Source organism: Enterobacter cloacae complex sp. IR5422, from assembly GCF_049238165.1.
Classification (GTDB): domain Bacteria; phylum Pseudomonadota; class Gammaproteobacteria; order Enterobacterales; family Enterobacteriaceae; genus Enterobacter; species Enterobacter roggenkampii.
Map to the genome: position 1 here is coordinate 1 of NZ_JBMKHT010000031.1, position 22,146 is coordinate 22,146.

Consider the following 22,146-nt stretch of genomic DNA (forward strand, 5'->3'; position numbering starts at 1 on the left):
GTCTGGCGGCGTTTACTGGAAAACTCACTGTCGGCAAAAGTCAGTTGCTGGCTCATCCGGTTACTCATTCTGGGTTCAGGTTACAACACGATGATCTCACATCTCGGACTTATTCGCACCTTCCTTAGCAAAAGTATAACGGAGTGAAGGTGAATAATAAAGCAATTCACCAGGAATATTCTGCAAAACACGTTCACGCGCTTTAATTGCTAAGAAAAGGTATTTAACTTCCCCTCCCGGATGATGAGAGGGGAAAGGTTCAGGATATTTTTTCCAGCATCAGCCCGGCACGCAGGCCAAACGCGACGGTTGGGTTAGGGAATAAAACATACTCGGTGGTTTTCTGCACCTCGTAACGTTCCTCTCCATCCTCGGCCAGCAGCGCCCCTTTGCGGAACGGGGTGAAGTTGAGGGTGTGTGCGGCCATGTGGAGCAGGAAGGCATCGCTGCGGCGCGTGATCTGCTGTACGACCCGGTAACGCTCAACGGTCTGATGCGTAGGCTCGGGAGCCGACCCGCCCAGCAGCGCCCGCAGGGCGAGATGCGTTGGCGCAAAGCGGGTGAGATCGTTTTGCCCAAACGGCAGCGCTTTCCCCAGCTCCAGCGTACAGGACAACGCACCAAAGTGCTCACAGGTGAAGTGCGTAAAGGTTCCGCCCGGCGACTGGTGAAACACCAGCGCCTCCAGCCCGGCATCTCCCAGCCAGCTCAGGAAATCTTCCTCCCACGGCTGATTGCGCTGCGGCAGCACGCCGAAGCGGACATGGTAGGACGCGCGGATGGCCGTATGCAGATCCAGATGCCAGCGCACGGGACCCGCAGCGGCAAAGAACGCGGTCACCACGTTCTCCAGCCACGCTGCCCGCGCCGTTTCGTCACTCTGCGGAAACTGCGACCAGCGCCCGCCGAACATGCGGTTAATGTCGCTCACCAGATACCGTTTATTTTGCGCCAGCGCAGGGGGATTGCCGAGCACCACCAGCACGCGGCACTTCAGGGCAATTTCATTGCGATACAGCGCGCGCAGCAGCAGATCGACAATCTCAACGGGCGCCGTTTCATTCCCGTGAATGCCCGTTGAAAGCAGCAGCGAGAGATCGCTCTTTGCGGTCGGCGTCAGCTCAAGCACCCCGCGCCCCAGCCACCGCCAGCGAAATGAGGGGCCATCCCCCTCTTTCTGTTCTGGCGTTTCATCGGCCAGGGTCAGCGCCAGTAAATTTTCCATACCCACTCCTTTAGCGCTGGAACGGATAAACCGATCCCAGCTGCAGGATTGTCGACAACGCGTCCAGCGCCTCGCGACCTTCGCGCAGAAGCTGCGGGTCAACCAGATCGGCCTGCGTTAGACGGTCGCGATAGTAGCGATCGACCCAGTCATTCAGGCGCGTAAAGAGCGTATCGTTCATCATGACCGCCGGATTAACCGCCTGCATTTCGTCCTGAGTCAAGACCACGCGCAGACGTAAACAGGCTGGACCACCGCCGTTGGCCATGCTTTCACGCAGGTCAAACACGCGCAGTTCGTCAATCGGGTTATCCGCCTTCACCAGCTCGGTCAGGTAGCGCCATACGCCCTGATGATCCCGGGACTCCTGCGGCAGGACCAGCATCATGCTGCCGTCATCGCGGCTGAGCAGCTGGCTATTGAACAGATACGTTTCAACCGCGTCCTGCACGCTCACCGCCTCCGTTGGCACCTGGACAGGCGTGAAGCCGTGCACGCGCTCATGCAGCGTGGCGAGCAGCTTTTCCTGATGGGCAAACGCCTGCTCGTGGCAGAACAGCACCTGGCGGTTAGAAACGGCAATCACGTCGTTGTGGAACACGCCCTGGTCGATCACATGCGGGTTCTGCTGGGCAAAAATCACCTGGGAAGGATTCACCTGGTTCAGGCGGGCAACCGCCTGGCTGGCCGCCAGCGTCTGACGGGCAGGATAACGGGTTGGCGCGACGTGGCCCCCCTCTTCTCGCCCGTAAATAAACAGCTGCACACCCGGCTCGCCATAATCGCCCCCCAGGCGGTTATGGTTGGCCGCACCTTCGTCGCCAAACATCGCCACCTGCGGCAGGGCCTGATGCACCGCGAAATGGGCGTCCTGGTTGAAAATGGCGCGCAGCACGCGCTCGGTGGTTTCCGCTTCGGTGGCGCGGTGAAACTTGTTATTCAGGTTCGCCACCGTCAGGTGGACTTTGCCATCCAGCGTATCGGCTGACGGCGCGACGGTTGCCGCGTTGGCGACCCACATCGAAGAGGCGGAGCTTGCCGCCGAGAGCAGGTGCGGCGTCTGCGCCCCCGCTTTTTCGACCACCTGCTCATCGGTACCGCTAAAGCCGAGCTGACGCAGCACCGCCACGTTCGGACGCTCCTGCGGCGGGATCACCGCCTGCGGGAAACCGGCATCCGCCAGCGCTTTCATCTTAAGCAGCCCCTGCTTCGCCGCCAGCTTCGGGTTGGAAACCTGAAAGCGGTGCTTCGTGGAGGCTTCATTACCAAAAGAGAGACCGGCGTAGTGGTGCGTCAGCCCCACCAGCCCGTCAAAGTTGACTTCACGCGCTTTCATGACGATCCCCTCCGGTAAAGTCCAGCCCCGGATTAAGCGTTTCCGGCAGCGTCAGCGCCGGGGTTTCCAGGCTCGCCATCGGCCAGGCACAGTAATCGGCGGCATACCACGCGCTGGCGCGATGGTTCCCCGACGCGCCCACGCCGCCGAACGGCGCGGTGCTCGCGGCCCCGGTGAGCGGTTTATTCCAGTTCACAATCCCGGCGCGCGCTTCCAGCAGCAGTTGGTCAAACTTCTCGCGATGCGGCGAAATCAGCCCGCTCGACAGACCGTAGCGGGTGTTATTGGCCATTGCGATGGCGTCGTCAAAATCGTCATAGCGCCAGACGCACAGCAGCGGGCCAAAGACCTCTTCATCCGGCACGTTGCTCGCGCCGCTCATCTCAACGATGCCCGGCGTCAGCAGCGAGGCACCCGGCTGAACCTGTTTCGGTTCGAGCAGGGTTTTCGCGCCGCGCGCGACGTGGTCCTGCCAGGCCTTCAGCACGTTCAGCGCGGCCTGCTCGGAAATCAGCCCGCCGATAAACGGCTGCGGATCGGCATCCCACGCGGCTGGCACCAGACGCGCGCTCACCTCAACCAGACGTTTGAGGAACGCATCCCCCTGCGCGCCCCGTTTCACCAGCAGGCGGCGGGCGCAGGTGCAGCGCTGTCCGGCGGTAATAAAGGCGGACTGAATCGTCAGGTGCACCGCGGCGTCGATATCGTCAGGGTCTTCCACAATCAGCGGGTTGTTGCCGCCCATCTCGAGAGCAAGGATTTTTTCCGGCTGCCCCGCCAGCTGGCGATGCAGCTGATAGCCCGTCCCGGCGCTGCCGGTAAACAGCAGGCCGTCGATATCGCTCAGCGCGCTCAGCGCCTGGCCGGTTTCGCGTCCGCCCTGCACCAGGTTCAGCACGCCCGGCGGCAGGCCAGCCTGTTCCCACAGCTTCACCACCGCCTCGCCGGTTAATGGGGTGAGCTCGCTCGGCTTGAAAATCACGGTATTGCCCGCCAGCAGCGCGGGCACAATGTGGCCATTCGGCAGATGCCCCGGGAAGTTGTACGGGCCAAACACCGCCAGCACGCCGTGCGGACGGTGGCGCAGCGTGGCCGCGCCGTCCGGCATCTCGGTGTGCTGTTCGCCGGTGCGGGTGTGGTACGCCTTCACCGAGATGGCGACTTTGTTGATCATCGCCGTCACTTCGGTTGCCGCTTCCCAGCGCGGTTTACTGGTTTCAGACGCGATGATGCGCGTCAGTTCGGCCTTATTGGCCTCCAGCAGCCCGGCAAACTTTTCAACAAGCGCCTGGCGCACGGCGAAAGGCTGTTTTGCCCACGCCGGGAACGCGCGGCGAGCGGCATGGCAGGCTTGTTCCACCTGCGCGGCGCTGGCGTCGTTCCCCTTCCAGAGCACCTCTTTTCCTACCGGATTGGTCTTTACGCGCTGTTCGCCTTCGCCCGTGACCCAGTCACCGTTAATCCATAATGTCATGCTGTTTTCTCCTCAGGGCAGAGACGCACCAGGCGAACCTTATCGCCGGCGTTACATTTCAGGGCATCCAGTTCTGCAGCCGTCAGCACCAGACGTTCACATTTCGGGTTGGTCCGCACCAGCATCGCACGGAAGTTGGCGTAATTTTCGTTCGCCACCAGGCATGCGGGCCAGTCGCCCGGCGCGGGCTGGCCTTCAGAGACCTCAACCAGCCGGCTTTTACGGATCGCGCGTACGCGGTCGATATCGCACTCAAGCGTAGGCCCGCCGTCAAAGATGTCGACATAGTTACGGTAGCGGAAGCCCTCTTTCTCCAGCACCGCGCGGGCAGGCGCGGTTTGCGGATGCACTTCGCCGATCACCGCCTGCGCTTCCGGGCTGAGGAAATGGGTATAGATAGGATGCTTCGGCATCAGTTCGGCAATAAAGGCTTTCTGACCCGTGCCGCAGAGATAGTCCGCCCGGCTGAACTCCATCGAGAAGAAGCGCTCGCCCAGGCTCTCCCAGAACGGTGAATAGCCGGTGTCGTCGATCACGCCGCGCATCTCCGCAACCACTTTTTCGTTAAAGCGATCGCGGAAGGCGGCCATAAACATAAAGCGCGATTTGGAAAGCAGATAGCCGTTGCCCTCCTTGCGCCACGCCGGGTCGAGGAACAGCGTGCAAAGCTCGCTGGCGCCCGTGTGGTCGTTGCAGAGGAACAGCGTCGGCAGCGCGTTATAGACGTTCAGCTCTTTCGAGGCATGAACCATGGTGCCGACGCGGTAGTTGTACCACGGGTCGTTAAGCCCGACGGCCACTTCGATGGCGCAGATCCCGGCCACGGTCCCCGTGTCGGTGTCTTCCAGCACGAACACATACCCCTGTTCGCTTTTTGGCAACGTCCCCTGCCAGGTTTGAAGGGCGCGCTCAATGCGCGCCGACAGCGTTTTTTCATCGGCAGGAAGCGAGGTCAGCCCGCCTCCCGTCTTACCGGCAAGCTGCATGAGCCCGGCGAGATCGCCGCGCTCAACGGGACGGATGACCATCATGATGACACCCCGGATTTCACCTTTTCACACGCCAGCGCAAAGCGGTCCAGACCGGTTTGCACCTCTTCCTCGCTGACAATCAGCGCGGGAGCAAAACGCACGACGTTGGCACCGGCAATCAGCACCATCACACCCACTTTTGCCGCTTCCTGTGAAATAAGTTTAGCTTTTCCGGCAAACTCAGCGGTGAGCTCGCAGCCGATTAACAGCCCCAGGCCACGAATTTCTTTAAACAGGCCAACCTTGCCGTTGATGGCATTCAGGCGCTCAACAAACCAGTCGTGGCGCTGCTTAACGCCCTTCAGCACCTCAGGGGTATTAATGATGTCGAGCACCTGTCCGGCAACGGCAGTGGCCAGCGGGTTGCCGCCGTAGGTGGTGCCGTGGGTGCCGACGGTCATCACGCTGGCGAATTTATCGGTGGTCAGCGTTGCGCCAATCGGGAAGCCGCCGCCCAGCGCTTTGGCGGTCGAAAGCACGTCCGGCGTGACGCCGTAGTGCATATAGGCATACAGCTCGCCGGTGCGGCCCACGCCGGTCTGCACTTCGTCGAAAATCAGCACCGCGTTATGACGATCGCACAGCTCGCGCAGCCCCTGCAGGAATTCCTTTTTCGCCGGAAGCACGCCACCCTCACCCTGCATCGGCTCGACGATCACCGCACAGGTGGTGTCGTTAATCAGCTCGCTCGCAGACTGCAGATCGTTATAAATACCGTGACGGATATCCGGCGGCAGCGGTGCGAAATCCTGCGAGTAGGAAGGCTGGCCACCCGCGCTGACGGTAAAGAGCGTGCGTCCGTGGAAGGCATTTTTAAACGCCACGATACCGCTCTTGTGGGTACCAAACTTATCGTGCGCATATTTGCGCGCCAGCTTCAGCGCCGCTTCGTTGGCTTCCGCCCCCGAGTTACAGAAAAAGACTTTTTCGGCAAACGTCGCGTCGATCAGTTTTTTGGCCAGGCGCAGCGCAGGCTCGTTGGTAAAGCCGTTGCCGGTATGCCAGAACTTCGCTGCCTGGTCATTGAGCGCCTGACGCAGCGCCGGGTGGGCATGCCCCAGCGCGTTCACCGCAATCCCACCGGCAAAGTCGATATACTCTTTACCCTGCTGATCCCACAGGCGCGAGCCTTCCCCACGAACCGGAATAAAAGCCGCCGGAGCGTAAACCGGCATCATCCATTCATCGAAATTTTCACGCGTAATTGACAGAGACATAGCGACCTCATCCGGTAAATAAAAGGTTATTTGAATGTTAAATAATTGAGTGTTTGCACTGTGAATGTAGATTGCAGCCTTCGTGCCAGCCAGCGATAAAAATGCATAAACGGGTTGAGAGAACAGAATATCAATAAGTTACAACCTGGAGTTATTCACTGTTATTGCATAAAAAGTGAATATTTTTACGACAAGCGGCGCTTTGCCGCATGAAAATCAGAAAGAGTATGCACAGGCCAAATATAATTCTGGAATTGTGATCGCTCGCGAAATTTATCGGCCATTTACGCCCTCTTTGGGGGCGAAGCGCGTCAGAATGGTGCAAATATTGCACCACCGGCATTATCTGTTGCAGTTATTGGTCGAAGCCGGTAACAGTTGACGCAAATTCTGCTACCATCCTTGCACTATTCACCTTGCACTGGCAGCGACTATGAAATTTGTCTCTTTTAATATCAACGGCCTGCGTGCCCGCCCTCATCAGCTTGAAGCTATCGTTGAGCAACATCAGCCAGATGTGATCGGCCTGCAGGAGACAAAGGTTCACGACGACATGTTCCCCCTCGAAGAGGTGGCGAAACTCGGCTACAACGTCTTTTATCACGGCCAGAAAGGTCACTATGGCGTCGCGCTGCTGACCAAAGCGCCGCCGGTTTCCGTGCGTCGCGGCTTCCCGGGCGACGGTGAAGAAGCCCAGCGTCGTATTATCATGGCGGAAGTCCCTTCTGCGATCGGCAATATCACGGTCATCAACGGCTATTTCCCGCAGGGTGAGAGCCGTGACCATGAGACCAAATTCCCGGCTAAAGCGAAGTTTTATCAGGATCTGCAGGACTACCTGACCACCGAACTCAAAAAAGAGAATCCGGTGCTGATCATGGGCGACATGAATATCAGCCCGACGGATCTCGATATCGGTATTGGCGAAGAGAACCGCAAACGCTGGCTGCGCACCGGCAAATGCTCCTTCCTGCCGGAAGAGCGTGAGTGGATGGAGCGCCTGCTGGGCTGGGGCCTGGTGGATACGTTCCGCAATGCCAACCCGGAAACGCAGGATCGCTTCTCCTGGTTCGACTACCGCTCCAAAGGCTTTGACGACAACCGCGGCCTGCGTATCGATCTGCTGCTGGCCAGTTCCCCGCTGGCCGAGCGCTGCATCGAAACCGGGATCGACTACGACATCCGCAGCATGGAAAAACCGTCTGACCACGCGCCGGTGTGGGCTAAATTCAAGCTGTAATGACGCGTGAACCTTTCAAAAACACTCTTCCTGTGCGCCCTTCTGGGCGCCTTTATTCTGGCGTTTATCATGCTTCCGCCGGGAACCCTCTCCCTGGAAGGGATTAAAACGCACCAGCAGGCATTACTCTCCTATGTCGACCACGCGCCGCTGCGCAGCGCGCTGATCTTCTTTGCGGTCTATGTGGCGGTCTCCGCCCTCTCGATCCCCGGCGCGGCGATCCTGACCCTGCTGGGCGGGACGTTGTTTAGCCTGTGGGAAGGCACTGTGCTGGTCTCGTTTGCCTCCACGCTTGGGGCCACGCTGGCGATGCTCGCCAGCCGCTATCTTTTGCGCGACTGGGTGCAACGGCGGTTTGCCAGGCAGATGGGTACGGTGAATACCGGCATGGCGCGCGACGGCGCGAACTTTCTTTTTGCCCTGCGCCTGATGCCGCTGTTCCCGTTTTTCCTGGTGAATTTGCTGATGGGGCTGACCCGCATGGGAGTATTTCGCTACTGGTGGGTCAGCCAGCTCGCCATGCTGCCCGCCACGATTATCTTTCTGAACGCCGGGCGCGAGCTGGGAAAAGTGACCTCGCTGCGCGATATTTTGTCGCCGGGCATGCTATTCGCCTTTACACTACTGGGGTTATTGCCGCTGGTCACCCGCCGGCTGTTTTCCCGTTATCTCCCGTCTGCTAAAAAGTGAGGCATTATGCGCCGTGTGCGTTTTTGCGCGTTTCTGACCGGGCTGCTGCTGGCGGCCCCTCTGTATGCCGCCGACGGCTGGCAGGCCATTCAGCAACAGGCCAAAGGCCAGACCGTCTGGTTTAACGCCTGGGGCGGCGATCCGGCGGTCAACCGCTATCTGGAGTGGGTCAGCGGCGAGATGCAAACGCACTATGCCATTACCCTTAAAATTGTCCCGCTGGCGGATGCTGCCGACGCGGTAAAACGTATTCAGACCGAAGCCGCCGCGGGGCGTAAGACCAACGGCTCCGTCGACCTGCTGTGGGTTAACGGCGAGAACTTCCGCACGCTGAAAGAGGCAAACCTGCTGGAGACCGGATGGGCGCAGACGTTGCCCAACTGGCGCTATGTTGATACCCGCAAACCGGTTACGGAGGATTTTGCTATCCCCACAGACGGCGCGGAATCGCCGTGGGGCGGCGCGCAGCTGACCTTTATCGCCCGCAAAGCCAGCATGCCGACGCCGCCTGTGGATCCTCAGGCGCTGCTGGCTTACGCGCAGCAGCATCCGGGCAAGATCAGCTATCCTCGCCCGCCCGATTTTACCGGCACGGCATTTCTTGAGCAGCTGCTGATGACGCTAACCGCTCACCCGGAGGCGCTGCAAAAGGCCCCCGATAGCACCTTTGCCGAGGTCACGGCCCCGCTCTGGGATTATCTGGACACGCTCCACCCGCTGCTGTGGCGCGAAGGGAAAGATTTTCCCCCTTCTCCTGCACGGATGGATGCCCTGCTTGCCAGCGGCAGCCTGAATCTGTCGCTGACCTTTAACCCGGCCCATGCGCAGCAGAAAGTGGCGAGCGGCGAACTGCCCGCCGACAGCTATAGCTTTGGTTTTCAGGGCGGGATGCTCGGCAACGTCCATTTTGTGGCGATTCCGGCCAACGCCAGCGCGAGCGCGGGGGCGAAAATGGTCGCCAATTTCCTGCTGTCGCCGCAGGCGCAGATCCGCAAAGCTGACCCGGCCATCTGGGGCGATCCGAGCGTGCTGGATGCGAAAACGCTGCCCGAAGAAGAAGCCAGACAGCTGCTGGCCCACACGCCTCAGGGGCTGCCGAAGGTGCTTGCCGAGCCGCAGTCCGCCTGGGTGAACGCGCTGGAGCAGGAATGGCTGCGTCGTTACGGCACCCGCTGAGCGGGCTCGTCTGGCTGGCGATGGCTGTGATTTATCTGCCGATCCTGCCCGCCGGCACCATGCTGCTTGCCCCGGCGTTTTCGCTGACAAACTGGCAGCGGCTGCTGAACGATCCGCAGCTCCCGCAGGCGGCCGTCGCCACGCTGGTCTCAACGCTCATCGCCACGCTGGGGGCGTTGTTCATTGCTCTTCTCCTCGTCAGCCTTCTCTGGCCCGGGAAACGCTGGCGACGTCTCACAACCCGCCTGCCGTGGCTGCTGGCGATCCCCCATGCAGCGTTCGCCACCGGCGCGCTACTGCTGTTTGCCGAGGGCGGCCTGTTTTATCAGGTCTGCACCGTCTGTTCGCCGCCGTTTGACCGCTACGGCGTAGGGCTGGGGCTGACGCTCGCGGTCAAAGAGAGCGCGTTTGTCCTGTGGGCGATTTATGCCGTACTGCCGGAAAAACGGCTCGCGCAGCAGAAGATCGTCCTGCAGACGCTCGGCTACGGGCGATTTCAGACGCTGAGCTGGCTGATTCTGCCAGCTATCGCGCCCGTCCTCGGAGCAATCATGCTGGCGGTGCTGGCATGGTCGCTGTCGGTCGTGGACGTGGCGATCGTTCTCGGGCCCGGCAACCCGCCTACCCTGGCCGTGCTGGCCTGGCAGTGGTTAAGCCAGGGCGACGCGCAGCAGCAGGCAAAAGGGACGCTGCTGTGCCTGCTTCTCCTTCTGCTGCTGGCCGCGCTTGCCGCTCTGGGATACGGACTCTGGAAGGCATGGGTTCGCACACTTGCGGACCTCACCGGAACGCGTCCCCGGTCGCAGCGCGTGCTGCCTGAGCGGGCACTGAGCGGGTTTCTGCCCGCCTGCGGCGTCCTGTGCGCCGCGGTACTGCTGATGCTGGCGCAACGGGATGACGTTGGCCCGGTGGGGAGCAGCCTCTCCTTCGGTCTGCTTTCAAGCCTGACCGGCCTGGTCGTCGGGTTACTCTGGCTGGAGTGGGGCCCGCAGCGCGGCGCACTGTGGGTGTGGTTACCGCTCGCCCTTCCGGCCCTCCCGCTTGTTACCGGCCAGTATGCGATTGCGTTGCACCTGGGCATCGACGGGCACTACGCCGCCGTGGTCTGGAGCCATCTCCTGTGGGTATTGCCGTGGATGCTGCTGGTGCTGCAACCCGCCTGGCGCCGGATCGATCCCCGGCTTATTCTCACCGCCAGAACGCTCGGCTGGCGGCGGACAAAAATCTTTTTACTGCTGAAATGCCCGCTGCTGGTGCGCCCTGCGCTACTGGCCTTTGCCACCGGCTTTTCCGTCAGCATGGCGCAATATATGCCGACGCTGTGGCTGGGCGCGGGGCGTTTCGCCACGCTGACCACCGAAACCGTGGCGCTCAGCAGCGGAGGCAGCATCCCGATTCTCGCTAACCGGGCGCTGGGATTACTGCTGGTCACGGGCTCGGTGTTTGGTGCAGCTGCCCTGCTATCCCGGCTCGTGGGCCGCTACCGACAAGGGTTACGTTAATGCTGAAGGTAAAAAATCTCACCATCGAACCGCTTTTCCGCGAGGTCAGTTTTTGCGTGCCCCGCGGGGAGATCGTCACTCTGATGGGGCCGTCCGGCAGCGGAAAGTCGACCCTTTTTGCCTGGATGGTCGGCTCGCTGTCAGACGATTTCCAGGCGCGGGGCGAACTGTGGCTCGACGCGCGTCGCTGCGACGCGCTTCCCGTGGAGTCCCGCGGGCTGGGTATTCTCTTTCAGGACGCGCTGCTGTTCGACCAGTTCAGCGTCGGGCAGAATTTGCTGCTGGCGCTGCCCGAGCGCATCACCGGACACGCGCGGCGGGAGGCGGTCGAGCAGGCGCTGGATTCCGCCGGGCTGAGCGGCCATTACGCCAGCGATCCAGCCACCCTCTCCGGCGGGGAGCGCGCCCGGGTCAGCCTGCTGCGGGCCCTGCTCGCGGAGCCGCAGGCGCTGCTGCTGGATGAACCGTTCAGCCGCCTCGATAAAGCGTTACGCGCCACGTTTCGGGCATGGGTGTTTGACGCCGTCCGCGCGCGCAATATTCCGGCGGTGCTGGTCACGCACGATGGGGACGATATTCCACCCGGCGGCGAGCTGATTGAGATTTCTCGCTGGCAATAATGTGCTAACGCAATGTTTTCCGATTCGGGAGAGACGACAATGCCCCCCTCTTTTACTGACGTCAGGTTATTCGATGAAACGTGTTTCTCAACTGACCGCGCTGGCCCTGCTCTGCGGCCTCGCTTCCTTTTCCTCGCTGGCGGCTGATATGCCCAACGCCATCACGCTGTCTCAGCTTCAGGCACAGCACGGCACGCCTGTCGACACACGCGCCAGCGCCTTCTATAACGGCTGGCCGCAGACGCTCAGCGGCCCCTCCGGGCATGAACCCGCCGCGCTCAACCTTGCTGCCGCCTGGCTCAGCGCCATGAGCGACGAGCAGATTGCGCTGTGGGCAAAACAGCATCAGCTTACCCCTGCGACGACCATCGCCCTGTACGGCGACGAGAACGATAACCAGGCGGTGAAAGCCCGCCTGGAGAAAGCCGGGTACCGCCACGTTTCGCTGCTCAGCGATGCTCTGCAGACGCCCGAGCGCCTTCAGCGCCTGCCTCACTTTGAACAGCTGGTTTACCCGCAGTGGATCCACCGGCTCCAGCAGGGTAAACCCGTGGTTGCCGCACCGGCGGGCGACTGGAAAGTGATTGAGGCCGCCTGGGGTGCACCGAAGTTTTACCTGCTGAACCACATTCCCGGCGCGGGCTATATCGACACCAACGAGGTGGAAAGCGAACCGCTGTGGAATAAAGTCTCCGACGACAAGCTGAGAGCGATGCTGGCGAAGCACGGGATCCGTCACGATACTACCGTCATTTTGTATGGCCGCGACGTCTACGCCGCCGCGCGCGTGGCGCAGATTATGCTGTATGCGGGCGTGAAGGATGTGCGTATTCTCGACGGCGGCTGGAAGGTGTGGTCAGATGCAGGCCTGCCGGTTGAGCGCGGTACGCCCGGTAAAGTGACGCCCGCCCCCGATTTCGGCGCGCCGATCCCCGGTCAGCCGCAGCTGATGGTGGATATGGAACAGGCGCGCGGCATGCTGCACCGTCAGGATGCCTCTCTGGTCAGCATACGCTCGTGGCCGGAGTTCATCGGCGAAACCAGCGGCTACAGCTACATCAAGCCAAAAGGTGAAATTGCCGGTGCCCGCTGGGGTCACGCGGGCAGCGATGCCACCCACATGGAGGATTTCCATAACCCGGATGGCACCATGCGCAGCGCTGACGACATCGCCGCCCAGTGGAAGCGCTGGAATATTCTGCCGGAACAGCACGTCGCGTTTTACTGCGGCACCGGCTGGCGGGCGTCTGAAACCTTTATGTACGCCCGGGCGATGGGCTGGAAGAATATCGCCGTCTATGACGGCGGCTGGTACGAATGGAGCAGTCATCCGCAGAACCCGGTGACGACCGGTGAGCGCGGGCCTGAAAGCGCGCGCTAAGGGTTAAGTGACTTCAGCGTCACGTAGCCGCTCCAGATGCGCGTTGTGGTGGTCAGCCAGCACAGCGCGCCGAATACCCACGCGAAGAGCGTAAAGTGCGCAGGAAAAAGGCAGCACAGCACAAACAGCACGATGGTCTCCGTCCCTTCCGTTAACCCGCCGATGTAATAAAACGACTTGTGCGCATAGCCGGGGTTGTCGATGTCGTGCTTCGCGGCCAGGGCCGCGAACGCCAGAAAACTGCTGCCGGTCCCGATAAACGCAAACAGCAGCCAGGCGGCCGCCAGCGCATTTTCCGCCGGTGCTGCCAGCGCAAAGCCAAACGGCACCAGGGCGTAGAACAGAAAGTCGAGCGCGATATCGAGAAATCCCCCCGCATCGCTCAGCCCTCTGCGGCGCGCCAGCGCCCCGTCCAGACCGTCCAGCAGGCGGTTAAGCACGATGGCGACCAGCGCCGCCGGATACCAGCCGAGGGCCAGAAACGGCAGCGCCAGCACGCCGATGGCAAACCCGGCCAGGGTCAATCCGTCGGGCGTGATGCCCGGCCTGTCCAGCACGGAGACCAGACGATTCAGCGCCGGTTTTATCCGCGGGTGAAGATGGCGATCAAGCATGGGGCGTCTCGTTAAAGGTGGCGCATAGCCCCTGCGCCGGAATATCCAGCGCGGCGTTAAAGCGGGCAGAGAGATTCTGAAAGGCAATGAGCGCCGTCATCTCGGTGATGGCGTCATCCGTAAAGTGGCGCTTCAGCGCCGTTCTGATGGCCTCATCCGCCCGGGGCGGCGTGGCGGTCACCGCCTCGGCGTAGGCCAGCGCCGCGCGCTCCTGCTCCGTGAACAAGGCGGAACCCTGCCAGTCGCTCACGGCCTGCACCTTTTCCAGCGCTCCGCAGCGCTCGGCCAGCCGCAGGCTGTTGGCATCAATACAGAAAGCGCAGTGGCAGAGCTGGGACACCCGCGTCATGAGCAGCGAACGAAGAACGGGCGTCAGGCGCGCGCGACGACGCTCCAGAAAACCGACGAACAGCGCGACCAGCCAGAACAGACGCGGCATGCGCCCCCACCAGCGCGTGGGATTCAGCACGGCGCCAAAATGCTTTTTCTGCATCACGGCAATGGGTTTAAGGCTGGCGGGAAGGGATTCGATAGGGGCAACCCAGGCGGTAGTCTCTTTCACCTGATTCTCCTGATAGCTGGACTCTGAGAAAGGGCACGATAATATGTCTTTTTTCGCTATCAATTATTGACGACCATGCTGAAAACACTCGATGTCGTTGCCGCCATCATCGAAAAAGACGACAAAATTTTACTGGCGCAGCGCCCTGCCCATGCCGACCAGCCTGGCATGTGGGAATTTGCAGGCGGCAAAGTCGAGGCGGGTGAAACCCAGCCCGAGGCGCTTATCCGCGAGCTGCGTGAAGAGTTGGGTATTGAAGCGCGGCCTGCGCAATACGTGGCAAGCCACCAGCGCGAGGTCTCGCAGCGCTTAATCAACCTGCACGCCTGGCACGTTCCTGCGTTTAGCGGTGCGCTCACGGCGCACTACCACAGCGCGCTGGCGTGGTGTACGCCGGAAGAGGCGTTTGGCTACGCCTTAGCCCCCGCGGATATTCCCCTGCTGGAGGCGTTTATTGTTTTACGCGACGCCAGACCAGCGGGTTCGTGCTGATGGCGCGCTCGTCGCGCTGGCACTGCAACAGCACGCCCTCCGCCTTCACGACGGCCCCTTCAGAATAGTTTTGATCCTGGTAGATGCAGCACTGGTTACACGGCTGCGCGCGCTGGCCGCTGGAGCTAAACACTTCTGGCGGCACATTCACTTCCACGTCCGGGCGAATGCGGTCAGCCTGCGCGCCTGCGGTAAAGATCAAACATAACGCGGTAAGTACATAACGGTTCATAGACACATCTTCCTGTTGTTCCCTTGATAATGACTATAACGGTAAACCCGCGCGGAACCTTTAATTTATCTCGTCATCGCTTTTGGTTATGACGGAGCACCTGTCATTAATTTCCCTTTCGTCCTGAATTTCTGCTTGCCACACAAAGCGGTACGGGTGGTATAGTCAAAAAAACAACACAAAACGCATAAGTCATATACAAACATTATTATAAGAGGTTCTTATATCTATGGATCAGACACGCTCTCTGGAAAGTTTCCTTGCCCATGTTCAGCAGCGCGACCCGCACCAAAGCGAGTTCGCCCAGGCCGTGCGTGAAGTGATGACCACCCTGTGGCCCTTCCTTGAACAAAACCCGCGCTATCGCCAGATGTCGTTGCTCGAACGCCTGGTCGAGCCAGAGCGCGTGATCCAGTTCCGCGTGACGTGGGTGGACGATCGCAATCAGGTGCAGGTTAACCGCGCGTGGCGCGTCCAGTTTAACTCCGCCATCGGCCCGTTTAAGGGCGGCATGCGTTTCCATCCGTCCGTGAATTTGTCGATTCTGAAATTCCTCGGCTTCGAGCAGACCTTTAAAAACGCACTGACCACGCTGCCCATGGGCGGCGGAAAAGGTGGCAGCGATTTCGACCCGAAAGGCAAAAGCGAAGGTGAAGTGATGCGTTTCTGCCAGGCGCTGATGACCGAACTCTACCGTCACCTCGGCCCGGACACCGACGTGCCTGCCGGTGATATCGGCGTGGGCGGACGTGAAGTAGGCTTTATGGCCGGGATGATGAAAAAGCTCTCCAACAACAGCGCCTGCGTCTTTACCGGCAAAGGGTTGTCGTTTGGCGGGAGCCTGATCCGCCCGGAAGCGACCGGGTACGGCCTGGTTTACTTCACAGAGGCCATGCTCAAGCGTCACGGCTTAGGCTTCGAAGGCATGCGCGTAGCCGTTTCCGGCTCCGGTAACGTGGCGCAGTACGCGATTGAGAAAGCGATGCAGTTTGGCGCTCGCGTGGTGACCGCCTCTGACTCCAGCGGAACGGTGGTGGATGAAGCGGGCTTCACGGCAGAGAAGCTGGCGCGCCTGTGTGAAATCAAAGCCAGCCGCGATGGACGCGTGGCGGATTACGCCCGGGAGTTTGGCCTGACCTACCTCGAAGGTAAACAGCCGTGGGGCGTGCCGGTGGATATCGCCCTGCCGTGCGCCACGCAGAACGAGCTGGATGCTGAAGCCGCGCGCACGTTGATTAGCAACGGCGTAAAAGCGGTCGCCGAAGGGGCAAACATGCCGACCACCATCGACGCGACGGACCTGTTCCTGGAGGCAGGCGTGCTGTTTGCACCGGGCAAGGCCGCCAACGCGGGCGGCGTGGCAACCTCCGGCCTCGAAATGGCGCAAAACGCCGCGCGTCTCGGCTGGAAGGCGGAGAAAGTGGATGCGCGCCTGCACCATATCATGCTGGATATTCACCACGCCTGCGTGGAGTACGGCGGTGAAGCATCGCAAACCAACTACGTGCGTGGGGCGAATATCGCCGGGTTCGTGAAGGTGGCGGATGCGATGATTGGGCAGGGTGTGATTTAAGTTTTCGCGGCGTTCTCGCCCTGTAGGCCCGGTAAGGCGTAGCCGCCACCGGGCTTTTTTCAGGCCGCAGAGCTGTCTTTCGCCGGGTGGCGGCTTCGCCTGACCCGGCCTACGGGTTAAGAAGCGGCCGCGCTCTTTTTCTTTTTAAACGGTTTCTTCGCTCCACCACCGGGTGCAACCATCCCTCTGAACGTTTTCACGGGCGTGCTGCGCGCCTGATCGATCAGCTGGTAAAGCGTCCCCACCAGCGGCTGCATAAAGTCCTGATAGCGGCACTGCTTCTCGCTGATCTGCGTCAGCACCGATTCCCAGTGCGCGGTCATGTCCGGCCTGGCGGCCAGCTCCGGCAGGGAATGAATCAGCGCGCGGCCCGGCTCGGTCGAATGGATATAGCGCCCCTTTTTCTCAAGAAAACCGCGCTTAAAGAGCAGCTCGATGATCCCCGCGCGGGTCGCCTCCGTGCCCAGACCGTCGGTGGCGCGCAGGATCTTCTTCAGATCTTTATCCTGCACGAACCGGGCGATGCCGGTCATCGCGGAAAGCAGCGTCGCATCGGTAAAATGGCGCGGCGGCTGGGTCTGGCGTTCCACCACTTCCCCTTTCTCGCACAGCAGCTCGTCGTCTTTGGCCACCACGGGCAGCGGCGTGCCGTCGTTCTCTTCGTCACGCTCTTTGTTGCCGAGCAGCGTGCGCCAGCCTGCTTCTGCGAGGAAACGGGCTTTCGCAATGAATTTCCCTTTCGCGATTTCCAGTTCGATCACGCATTTACGGAACACCGCGTCCGGGCAGAACTGCATCAGGTACTGACGAGCGATCAGGTTGTAGACCTTCGCTTCGTTATCCGTCAGGTTGACGCTGCTGGCGCGCGCCGTCGGGATAATCGCGTGGTGGGCGTCCACCTTTTTGTCGTCCCAGCAGCGGTTATGGGTGTCCGGGTTCACCACCGGCTGCGGCAGCAGATCCGGCGCGTGCACGCCTATGGCGTTCATCACCGAATGACGACCGGCAAAATGCTCTTCCGGCAGGTAGCGGCTATCCGAACGCGGATAGGTGATCAGCTTGTGGGTTTCATAGAGCTTCTGGCAGATATCCAGCACGTTCTGCGCGCTGAGGCCAAAGCGTTTCGCGGCCTCAATCTGCAGGGCCGACAGCGAGAACGGCAGCGGCGCGGGTTCTGATTCCCGTTTATCGTTATAGCTGGTGACGATAGCGGGCTGTCCGGTAATGCGGTTAACCACATGATCCGCCAGCGGACGGTGCAGCAAACGCCCCTCTTCATCCTGATATGACTCGCAGGCATCGCTCGGCTGCCAGACGGCGGTAAAGCGTTCGTCTTTAGGCGTGACGATATGCGCTTTCACTTCAAAGAAATCTTTGGCGACGAAGTTCTCAATCTCTTCATCACGACGCACGACCAGCCCCAGCACCGGCGTCTGCACGCGCCCCACGGAGAGCACGCCCTGATAGCCCGCGTTGCGCCCGAGGATGGTGTAGGCGCGGGTCATGTTGATACCGTACAGCCAGTCCGCGCGCGCGCGGGCCAGCGCCGAGACGCACAGCGGAATAAATTCGCTGTTGGCGCGCAGGCGCGAGATCGCACGCTCCACCGCCTGCGGGTTGAGGTCGTTGATCAGGCAGCGCTGCACCTGCTGGCGCTTTTCCGGCGCCAGTTCAAGATAGTCCAGCACCTCATCCACCAGCAGCTGTCCTTCCCTGTCCGGGTCACCCGCGTGCACAATTTCATCGGCTTCATGCAGGAAGCGCTTGATCACGTTGAGCTGTTTGGTCACCGAAGGTCGGGGCTGCAGGCGCCATTTTTCCGGCACGATGGGCAGATCGTTTAAATTCCAGCGGGCGTAGCGGCTGTCATAGACATCCGGCTGCGCCTGCTCAAGCAGGTGACCGATACACCAGGTGACCACCTGCCCGTTACCGCATTCGATAAAGCCGTCGCCTTTGCGATGCGGCTTGGGCAGCACATCAGCAATGGCACGGGCCAGGCTCGGCTTTTCGGCAATAAACAACCGCATCGAATTAACGGATCTCAATCATCGGTCGGCCACCGCGCGCGGTCACCAGCTCGCCGATCGCCGTCAGGGTAATACCGAACTCGGCGGCCGTGGCCTGAACCTCGGCTTCGGATTCCGGCGTGACCGCCAGCAGCAGGCCGCCGGAGGTTTGCGGATCGCACAGCAGGTTGCGCCATTCTTCTGGCATTTCGCCCATCAGGTGACCATAGCTGGCGAAGTTGCGCTGGGTACCGCCCGGGACCGCGCCCTGAGCAATATACTCTTCCACGCCCGGCAGCTTCGGCACGTCCTGATACCAGACCTGCGCCTGCACGCCCGCGCCCTGACACACTTCGGAGAGGTGCCCCAGCAGACCAAAACCGGTCACGTCGGTCATCGCCTTCACGCCGTCGATATTGGCGAACGCCGCACCCGCGAGGTTCATCTGGCACATGACTTCCGTTGCCAGCCCTTTGTGCTCCGGTTTGAGCAGGGATTTTTTCTCGGCGGTGGTCAGCACGCCAATGCCCAACGGCTTGGTGAGGAACAGCTTGCAGCCCGCCTGCGCGGTACTGTTGCGCTTCACGCGCTCGGTCGGGACCACGCCGGTCACGGCCAGGCCGAAGATCGGCTCCGGCGCATCGATAGAGTGACCACCGGCCAGCGCAATCCCCGCCTGCTGGCAGGCGAAACGGCCGCCATCAATCACTTCACGGGCTACTTCCGGCGGGATGGTGTTGATCGGCCAGCCCAGAATAGCGATCGCCATAATCGGTTTGCCGCCCATGGCGAAGATATCGCTGATGGCGTTGGTGGCCGCAATACGCCCGAAATCGAACGGGTTGTCGACAATCGGCATAAAGAAGTCGGTGGTGCTGATAATGCTGGTGCCGTTACCCAGGTCATAAACCGCTGCATCGTCACGCGTTTCGTTGCCGACAAGCAGGTTCGGGTCGACAAACTTCGCCTGTTCGCTGTGCAGGATGGTCTCCAGCACTTTCGGGGAAATTTTACAACCGCAACCGGCTCCGTGGCTGTACTGCGTTAAACGAATGGTTTGCTCGCTCATGGACGTCTCCTGTCATCTCAATCGCGCTATGGTAGCGCTCATTCCATAAAGAGGTAAGTATGACTGTCTGAATTCTGCGGCAGATGCTCAGAATCCAGACAGTTTAGCGCGCGCTATCAGAAACGGCTGACGAAAGGCGTGGTGTCCGGCACGCTGATGGTGCTGGAGGCTTTAAGCTGCGGAGTACCGAGATAGAGGAAACCGACAATTTTGTCATGCTCACCGCAGCCAAAACCGTCCCGGACCGCCGGGCTTTCGGTCAGCGCACCGGTGCGCCAGATACCGTTAAAGCCTTGCGCGACGGCGGCCATCTGCATCGCCATCACCGCACAGCCCGCAGACATTTCCTGTTCCCAGACCGGGACTTTATGATCCGCCTGGCATTTTGCCACGACAGCGATGATCATCGGGGCGCGGAACGGGGCATTACGCGCCTTATCGATTCCTTTCTCATCCTGCCCTGCGGCCACCGCCCCCTGCTCCAGCAGTTTACTGAAACGATCGCGACCTTCGCCTTCAATCACAAAGAAGTGCCACGGCTGCAGCGTGCCATGATCGGGGGCACGCATGCCGGCACGCAGAATGTTCTCCAGCTGCTCGCCTGCCGGGGCAGGTTCGGCCAGACGGGAAGCGCTACGGCGGTTAACAAGCAGTTCGAGTGCGTCCATTGGTTAACTCCTTTCTTGAAATTTACTCACAAAATTAACACGACGGCAGATTTTGTTACAGCCTGGCAGGCGATTCCTGCTGACAAGTGGCGGTTGGGTCATTACGATAACCCAACATTACCGTCCAGTGGCGACGGAAACAGTCATTTTCTGGTTAGGGAGAATACATGCGAACCCTTTGGCGAATTATTGCCGGTTTCTTTAAATGGACGTGGCGACTGCTCAACTTCGTCCGCAACCTGGTGATGAATATCTTCTTCATCCTGCTGGTTCTGGTTTGCGCGGGCATCTGGATGCACCTCAGCAACGCAAATCAGGCGCAGCATTCGACTCGCGGGGCCCTGTTACTCGATATCACCGGCGTCATCGTTGATAAACCGTCAGCCAGCAACCGTCTGGGTGTGATCGGCCGTCAGCTGTTTGGCGCCACGTCCGACCGCCTGCAGGAAAACTCCCTGTTCGATATCGTCGATGCCATCCGTCAGGCGAAAGATGACCGCAACATCACCGGCATCGTGCTGGATCTGAAAGATTTTGCCGGCGGCGACCAGCCCTCTATGCAGTACATCGGTAAAGCGCTGCGCGAATTCCGCGACAGCGGCAAGCCGGTCATTGCCGTGGGCGACAGCTACAGCCAGGGGCAATATTATCTGGCGAGCTTCGCCAATAAGATCTGGCTCTCCCCGCAGGGTGCGGTCGATCTGCACGGCTTTGCCACCAACGGCCTGTACTATAAATCGCTGCTCGATAAGCTGAAGGTCACCACCCACGTCTTCCGCGTCGGCACGTACAAATCCGCCGTGGAGCCGTTTATCCGCGACGATATGTCCCCTGCCGCCCGCGAAGCGGACAGCCGCTGGATTGGCGAGCTGTGGCAGAACTATCTCGGCACCGTTGCCGCTAACCGTCAGATTACGCCTGAGCAGGTGTTCCCTGGCGCGCAGGGCGTGCTGGAAGGCCTGCGTAAGGTTGACGGCGATACCGCGAAATACGCGCTCGATAACAAACTGGTTGATGCCCTGGGCACCAGCGCCGAGATTGAAAAATCCCTGAGCAAACAGTTTGGCTGGAGCAAAGAGGACAAAAATTACAGCGCCATCAGCATGTATGATTACTCGACGAAGAAACCGGATGAGAACGGGGACAGCGTCGCGGTGGTCTTTGCTAACGGTGCGATCATGGACGGCCAGGAGACCCCGGGGAACGTGGGCGGCGACACCACCGCGTCACAAATCCGCGATGCGCGCCTCGATCCGAAAGTGAAGGCGATTGTCCTGCGGGTCAACAGCCCTGGCGGTAGCGTCAGCGCCTCCGAAGTGATCCGCGCTGAACTGGCCGCGGCCCGCGCCGCCGGTAAGCCTGTCGTCGTCTCCATGGGCGGAATGGCCGCCTCCGGGGGGTACTGGATCTCAACGCCAGCCAACTACATCGTGGCGAACCCAAGCACGCTCACCGGCTCGATTGGCATCTTCGGGGTGATCAACACCGTAGAAAACAGCCTGGATTCTCTGGGCGTGCATACTGACGGCGTAGCGACTTCTCCGCTCGCGGATGTCGCGGTGACCAAATCCCTGCCGCCGGAAGTCTCTGAGATGATGCAGCTCAGCATTGAGAACGGCTATAAACGCTTTATCACCCTGGTCGCCGACTCGCGCAAAAAGACGCCTGAGCAGATCGACCAGATTGCGCAGGGCCACGTCTGGACCGGTCAGGATGCGAAGAGCAACGGACTGGTGGACAGCCTTGGCGACTTCGATGACGCGGTGAAGAAAGCCGCCGAACTGGCGAAGCTGAAGCAGTGGCATATCGAGTATTACCAGGACGAACCGTCGTTCTTCGATATGGTCATGGACAGCATGTCCGGCTCGGTACGCGCCATGCTGCCGGAGGCGCTGCAGGCTTATCTGCCTGCGCCGGTCGCCACGGCGGCAAAAGCGATGAAGGCAGAAAGCGATAAGCTTGCGGCCTTTAACGATCCACAGAGTCGTTACGCGTTTTGCCTGACCTGCGCGAACGTCCGTTAAAAACCGTCCCC

Annotated in this window: 20 protein-coding genes; 9 read left to right on the plus strand and 11 right to left on the minus strand. The window is 60.6% G+C overall.

The window, feature by feature from the left end; genetic code table 11:
* Positions 1-259: 259 nt before the first annotated feature.
* The 5 genes from astE to astC are packed head-to-tail and all read right to left on the minus strand — an operon-like array spanning position 260 to position 6,283.
* A complete protein-coding gene (astE, locus tag ACOTXT_RS15145) occupies positions 260-1,225 on the minus strand; it encodes a succinylglutamate desuccinylase (RefSeq protein WP_023292683.1) in 966 nt (321 codons plus the stop codon).
* A 10-nt stretch (positions 1,226-1,235) separates the two neighbouring features.
* Entirely contained in the window at positions 1,236-2,561 is a 1,326-nt protein-coding gene (gene astB, locus ACOTXT_RS15150; RefSeq protein WP_213373988.1) for an N-succinylarginine dihydrolase, read from the minus strand.
* The gene (gene astD / locus ACOTXT_RS15155; RefSeq protein ID WP_021241066.1) at positions 2,548-4,035 is read right to left on the minus strand and encodes a succinylglutamate-semialdehyde dehydrogenase; all 1,488 of its coding nucleotides are present in this window, start codon (positions 4,033-4,035) and stop codon (positions 2,548-2,550) included. The genes astB and astD overlap by 14 nt, the downstream gene beginning before the upstream one ends.
* The gene (gene astA / locus ACOTXT_RS15160) at positions 4,032-5,066 is read right to left on the minus strand and encodes an arginine N-succinyltransferase (RefSeq protein WP_008500686.1); all 1,035 of its coding nucleotides are present in this window, start codon (positions 5,064-5,066) and stop codon (positions 4,032-4,034) included. The genes astD and astA overlap by 4 nt, the downstream gene beginning before the upstream one ends.
* Positions 5,063-6,283, minus strand: coding sequence for a succinylornithine/acetylornithine transaminase (gene astC, locus ACOTXT_RS15165; protein ID WP_008500687.1), 1,221 nt, complete (start codon positions 6,281-6,283; stop codon positions 5,063-5,065). Before astC ends, astA begins: the two co-directional genes overlap by 4 nt.
* Before the next feature lie 433 nt (positions 6,284-6,716).
* Between astC and xthA the strand changes: the two genes are divergently transcribed.
* From xthA to ACOTXT_RS15195, 6 genes are all read left to right on the plus strand, one after another.
* Entirely contained in the window at positions 6,717-7,523 is an 807-nt protein-coding gene (xthA, locus tag ACOTXT_RS15170) for an exodeoxyribonuclease III (RefSeq protein ID WP_008500688.1), read from the plus strand.
* A 6-nt stretch (positions 7,524-7,529) separates the two neighbouring features.
* Positions 7,530-8,213, plus strand: coding sequence for a TVP38/TMEM64 family protein (locus tag ACOTXT_RS15175; protein ID WP_069598143.1), 684 nt, complete (start codon positions 7,530-7,532; stop codon positions 8,211-8,213).
* A gap of 15 nt (positions 8,214-8,228) precedes the next feature.
* The gene (locus ACOTXT_RS15180; protein WP_063615653.1) at positions 8,229-9,389 is read left to right on the plus strand and encodes an ABC transporter substrate-binding protein; all 1,161 of its coding nucleotides are present in this window, start codon (positions 8,229-8,231) and stop codon (positions 9,387-9,389) included.
* Complete coding sequence (locus ACOTXT_RS15185) at positions 9,362-10,891, plus strand: thiamine ABC transporter permease (protein WP_333164426.1); 1,530 nt, start codon at positions 9,362-9,364, stop codon at positions 10,889-10,891. The genes ACOTXT_RS15180 and ACOTXT_RS15185 overlap by 28 nt, the downstream gene beginning before the upstream one ends.
* Positions 10,891-11,511 (plus strand): ATP-binding cassette domain-containing protein, encoded by a 621-nt coding sequence (locus tag ACOTXT_RS15190; RefSeq protein ID WP_333164423.1) that lies wholly within the window; start codon positions 10,891-10,893, stop codon positions 11,509-11,511. Before ACOTXT_RS15185 ends, ACOTXT_RS15190 begins: the two co-directional genes overlap by 1 nt.
* 73 nt (positions 11,512-11,584) lie before the next feature.
* On the plus strand, positions 11,585-12,892 hold the full coding sequence (locus ACOTXT_RS15195) for a sulfurtransferase (RefSeq protein WP_219369634.1): 1,308 nt from the start codon (positions 11,585-11,587) through the stop codon (positions 12,890-12,892).
* Here the strand turns inward: ACOTXT_RS15195 and ACOTXT_RS15200 are convergent.
* Together ACOTXT_RS15200 and ACOTXT_RS15205 are read right to left on the minus strand one after the other, a co-directional pair.
* Entirely contained in the window at positions 12,889-13,506 is a 618-nt protein-coding gene (locus tag ACOTXT_RS15200; protein WP_047745199.1) for a CDP-alcohol phosphatidyltransferase family protein, read from the minus strand. The two genes, ACOTXT_RS15195 and ACOTXT_RS15200, sit on opposite strands and share 4 nt — an antisense overlap.
* Positions 13,499-14,068: a carboxymuconolactone decarboxylase family protein gene (locus ACOTXT_RS15205; protein ID WP_069598138.1), complete on the minus strand. Its 570-nt coding sequence runs from the start codon at positions 14,066-14,068 to the stop codon at positions 13,499-13,501. The genes ACOTXT_RS15200 and ACOTXT_RS15205 overlap by 8 nt, the downstream gene beginning before the upstream one ends.
* Before the next feature lie 75 nt (positions 14,069-14,143).
* On the opposite strand from ACOTXT_RS15205, the gene ACOTXT_RS15210 reads away from it, so the two are divergent.
* Entirely contained in the window at positions 14,144-14,560 is a 417-nt protein-coding gene (locus tag ACOTXT_RS15210) for a pyrimidine (deoxy)nucleoside triphosphate diphosphatase (RefSeq protein WP_028015711.1), read from the plus strand.
* On the opposite strand, the gene ACOTXT_RS15215 is transcribed toward ACOTXT_RS15210, so the two are convergent.
* Positions 14,520-14,792, minus strand: a complete 273-nt coding sequence (locus tag ACOTXT_RS15215) for a YnjH family protein (protein ID WP_045415133.1) — start codon at positions 14,790-14,792, stop codon at positions 14,520-14,522. The two genes, ACOTXT_RS15210 and ACOTXT_RS15215, sit on opposite strands and share 41 nt — an antisense overlap.
* A gap of 229 nt (positions 14,793-15,021) precedes the next feature.
* Between ACOTXT_RS15215 and gdhA the strand changes: the two genes are divergently transcribed.
* A complete protein-coding gene (gene gdhA / locus ACOTXT_RS15220) occupies positions 15,022-16,365 on the plus strand; it encodes an NADP-specific glutamate dehydrogenase (protein WP_008500700.1) in 1,344 nt (447 codons plus the stop codon).
* 116 nt (positions 16,366-16,481) lie between these two features.
* On the opposite strand, the gene ACOTXT_RS15225 is transcribed toward gdhA, so the two are convergent.
* The 3 genes from ACOTXT_RS15225 to ACOTXT_RS15235 form a co-directional block, all read right to left on the minus strand.
* Positions 16,482-18,395 carry a DNA topoisomerase III gene (locus ACOTXT_RS15225; protein WP_032651511.1) on the minus strand — a complete coding sequence of 638 codons (1,914 nt, stop codon included), beginning with the start codon at positions 18,393-18,395 and terminating at the stop codon, positions 16,482-16,484.
* 4 nt (positions 18,396-18,399) lie between these two features.
* Positions 18,400-19,443, minus strand: a complete 1,044-nt coding sequence (gene selD, locus ACOTXT_RS15230; RefSeq protein ID WP_008500702.1) for a selenide, water dikinase SelD — start codon at positions 19,441-19,443, stop codon at positions 18,400-18,402.
* A 116-nt stretch (positions 19,444-19,559) separates the two neighbouring features.
* Positions 19,560-20,111 carry an NAD(P)H nitroreductase gene (locus ACOTXT_RS15235; protein ID WP_045353688.1) on the minus strand — a complete coding sequence of 184 codons (552 nt, stop codon included), beginning with the start codon at positions 20,109-20,111 and terminating at the stop codon, positions 19,560-19,562.
* Positions 20,112-20,278: 167 nt separating this feature from the next.
* On the opposite strand from ACOTXT_RS15235, the gene sppA reads away from it, so the two are divergent.
* Positions 20,279-22,135 (plus strand): signal peptide peptidase SppA, encoded by a 1,857-nt coding sequence (sppA, locus tag ACOTXT_RS15240; RefSeq protein WP_069598137.1) that lies wholly within the window; start codon positions 20,279-20,281, stop codon positions 22,133-22,135.
* The last annotated feature ends 11 nt before the right edge of the window (positions 22,136-22,146 follow it).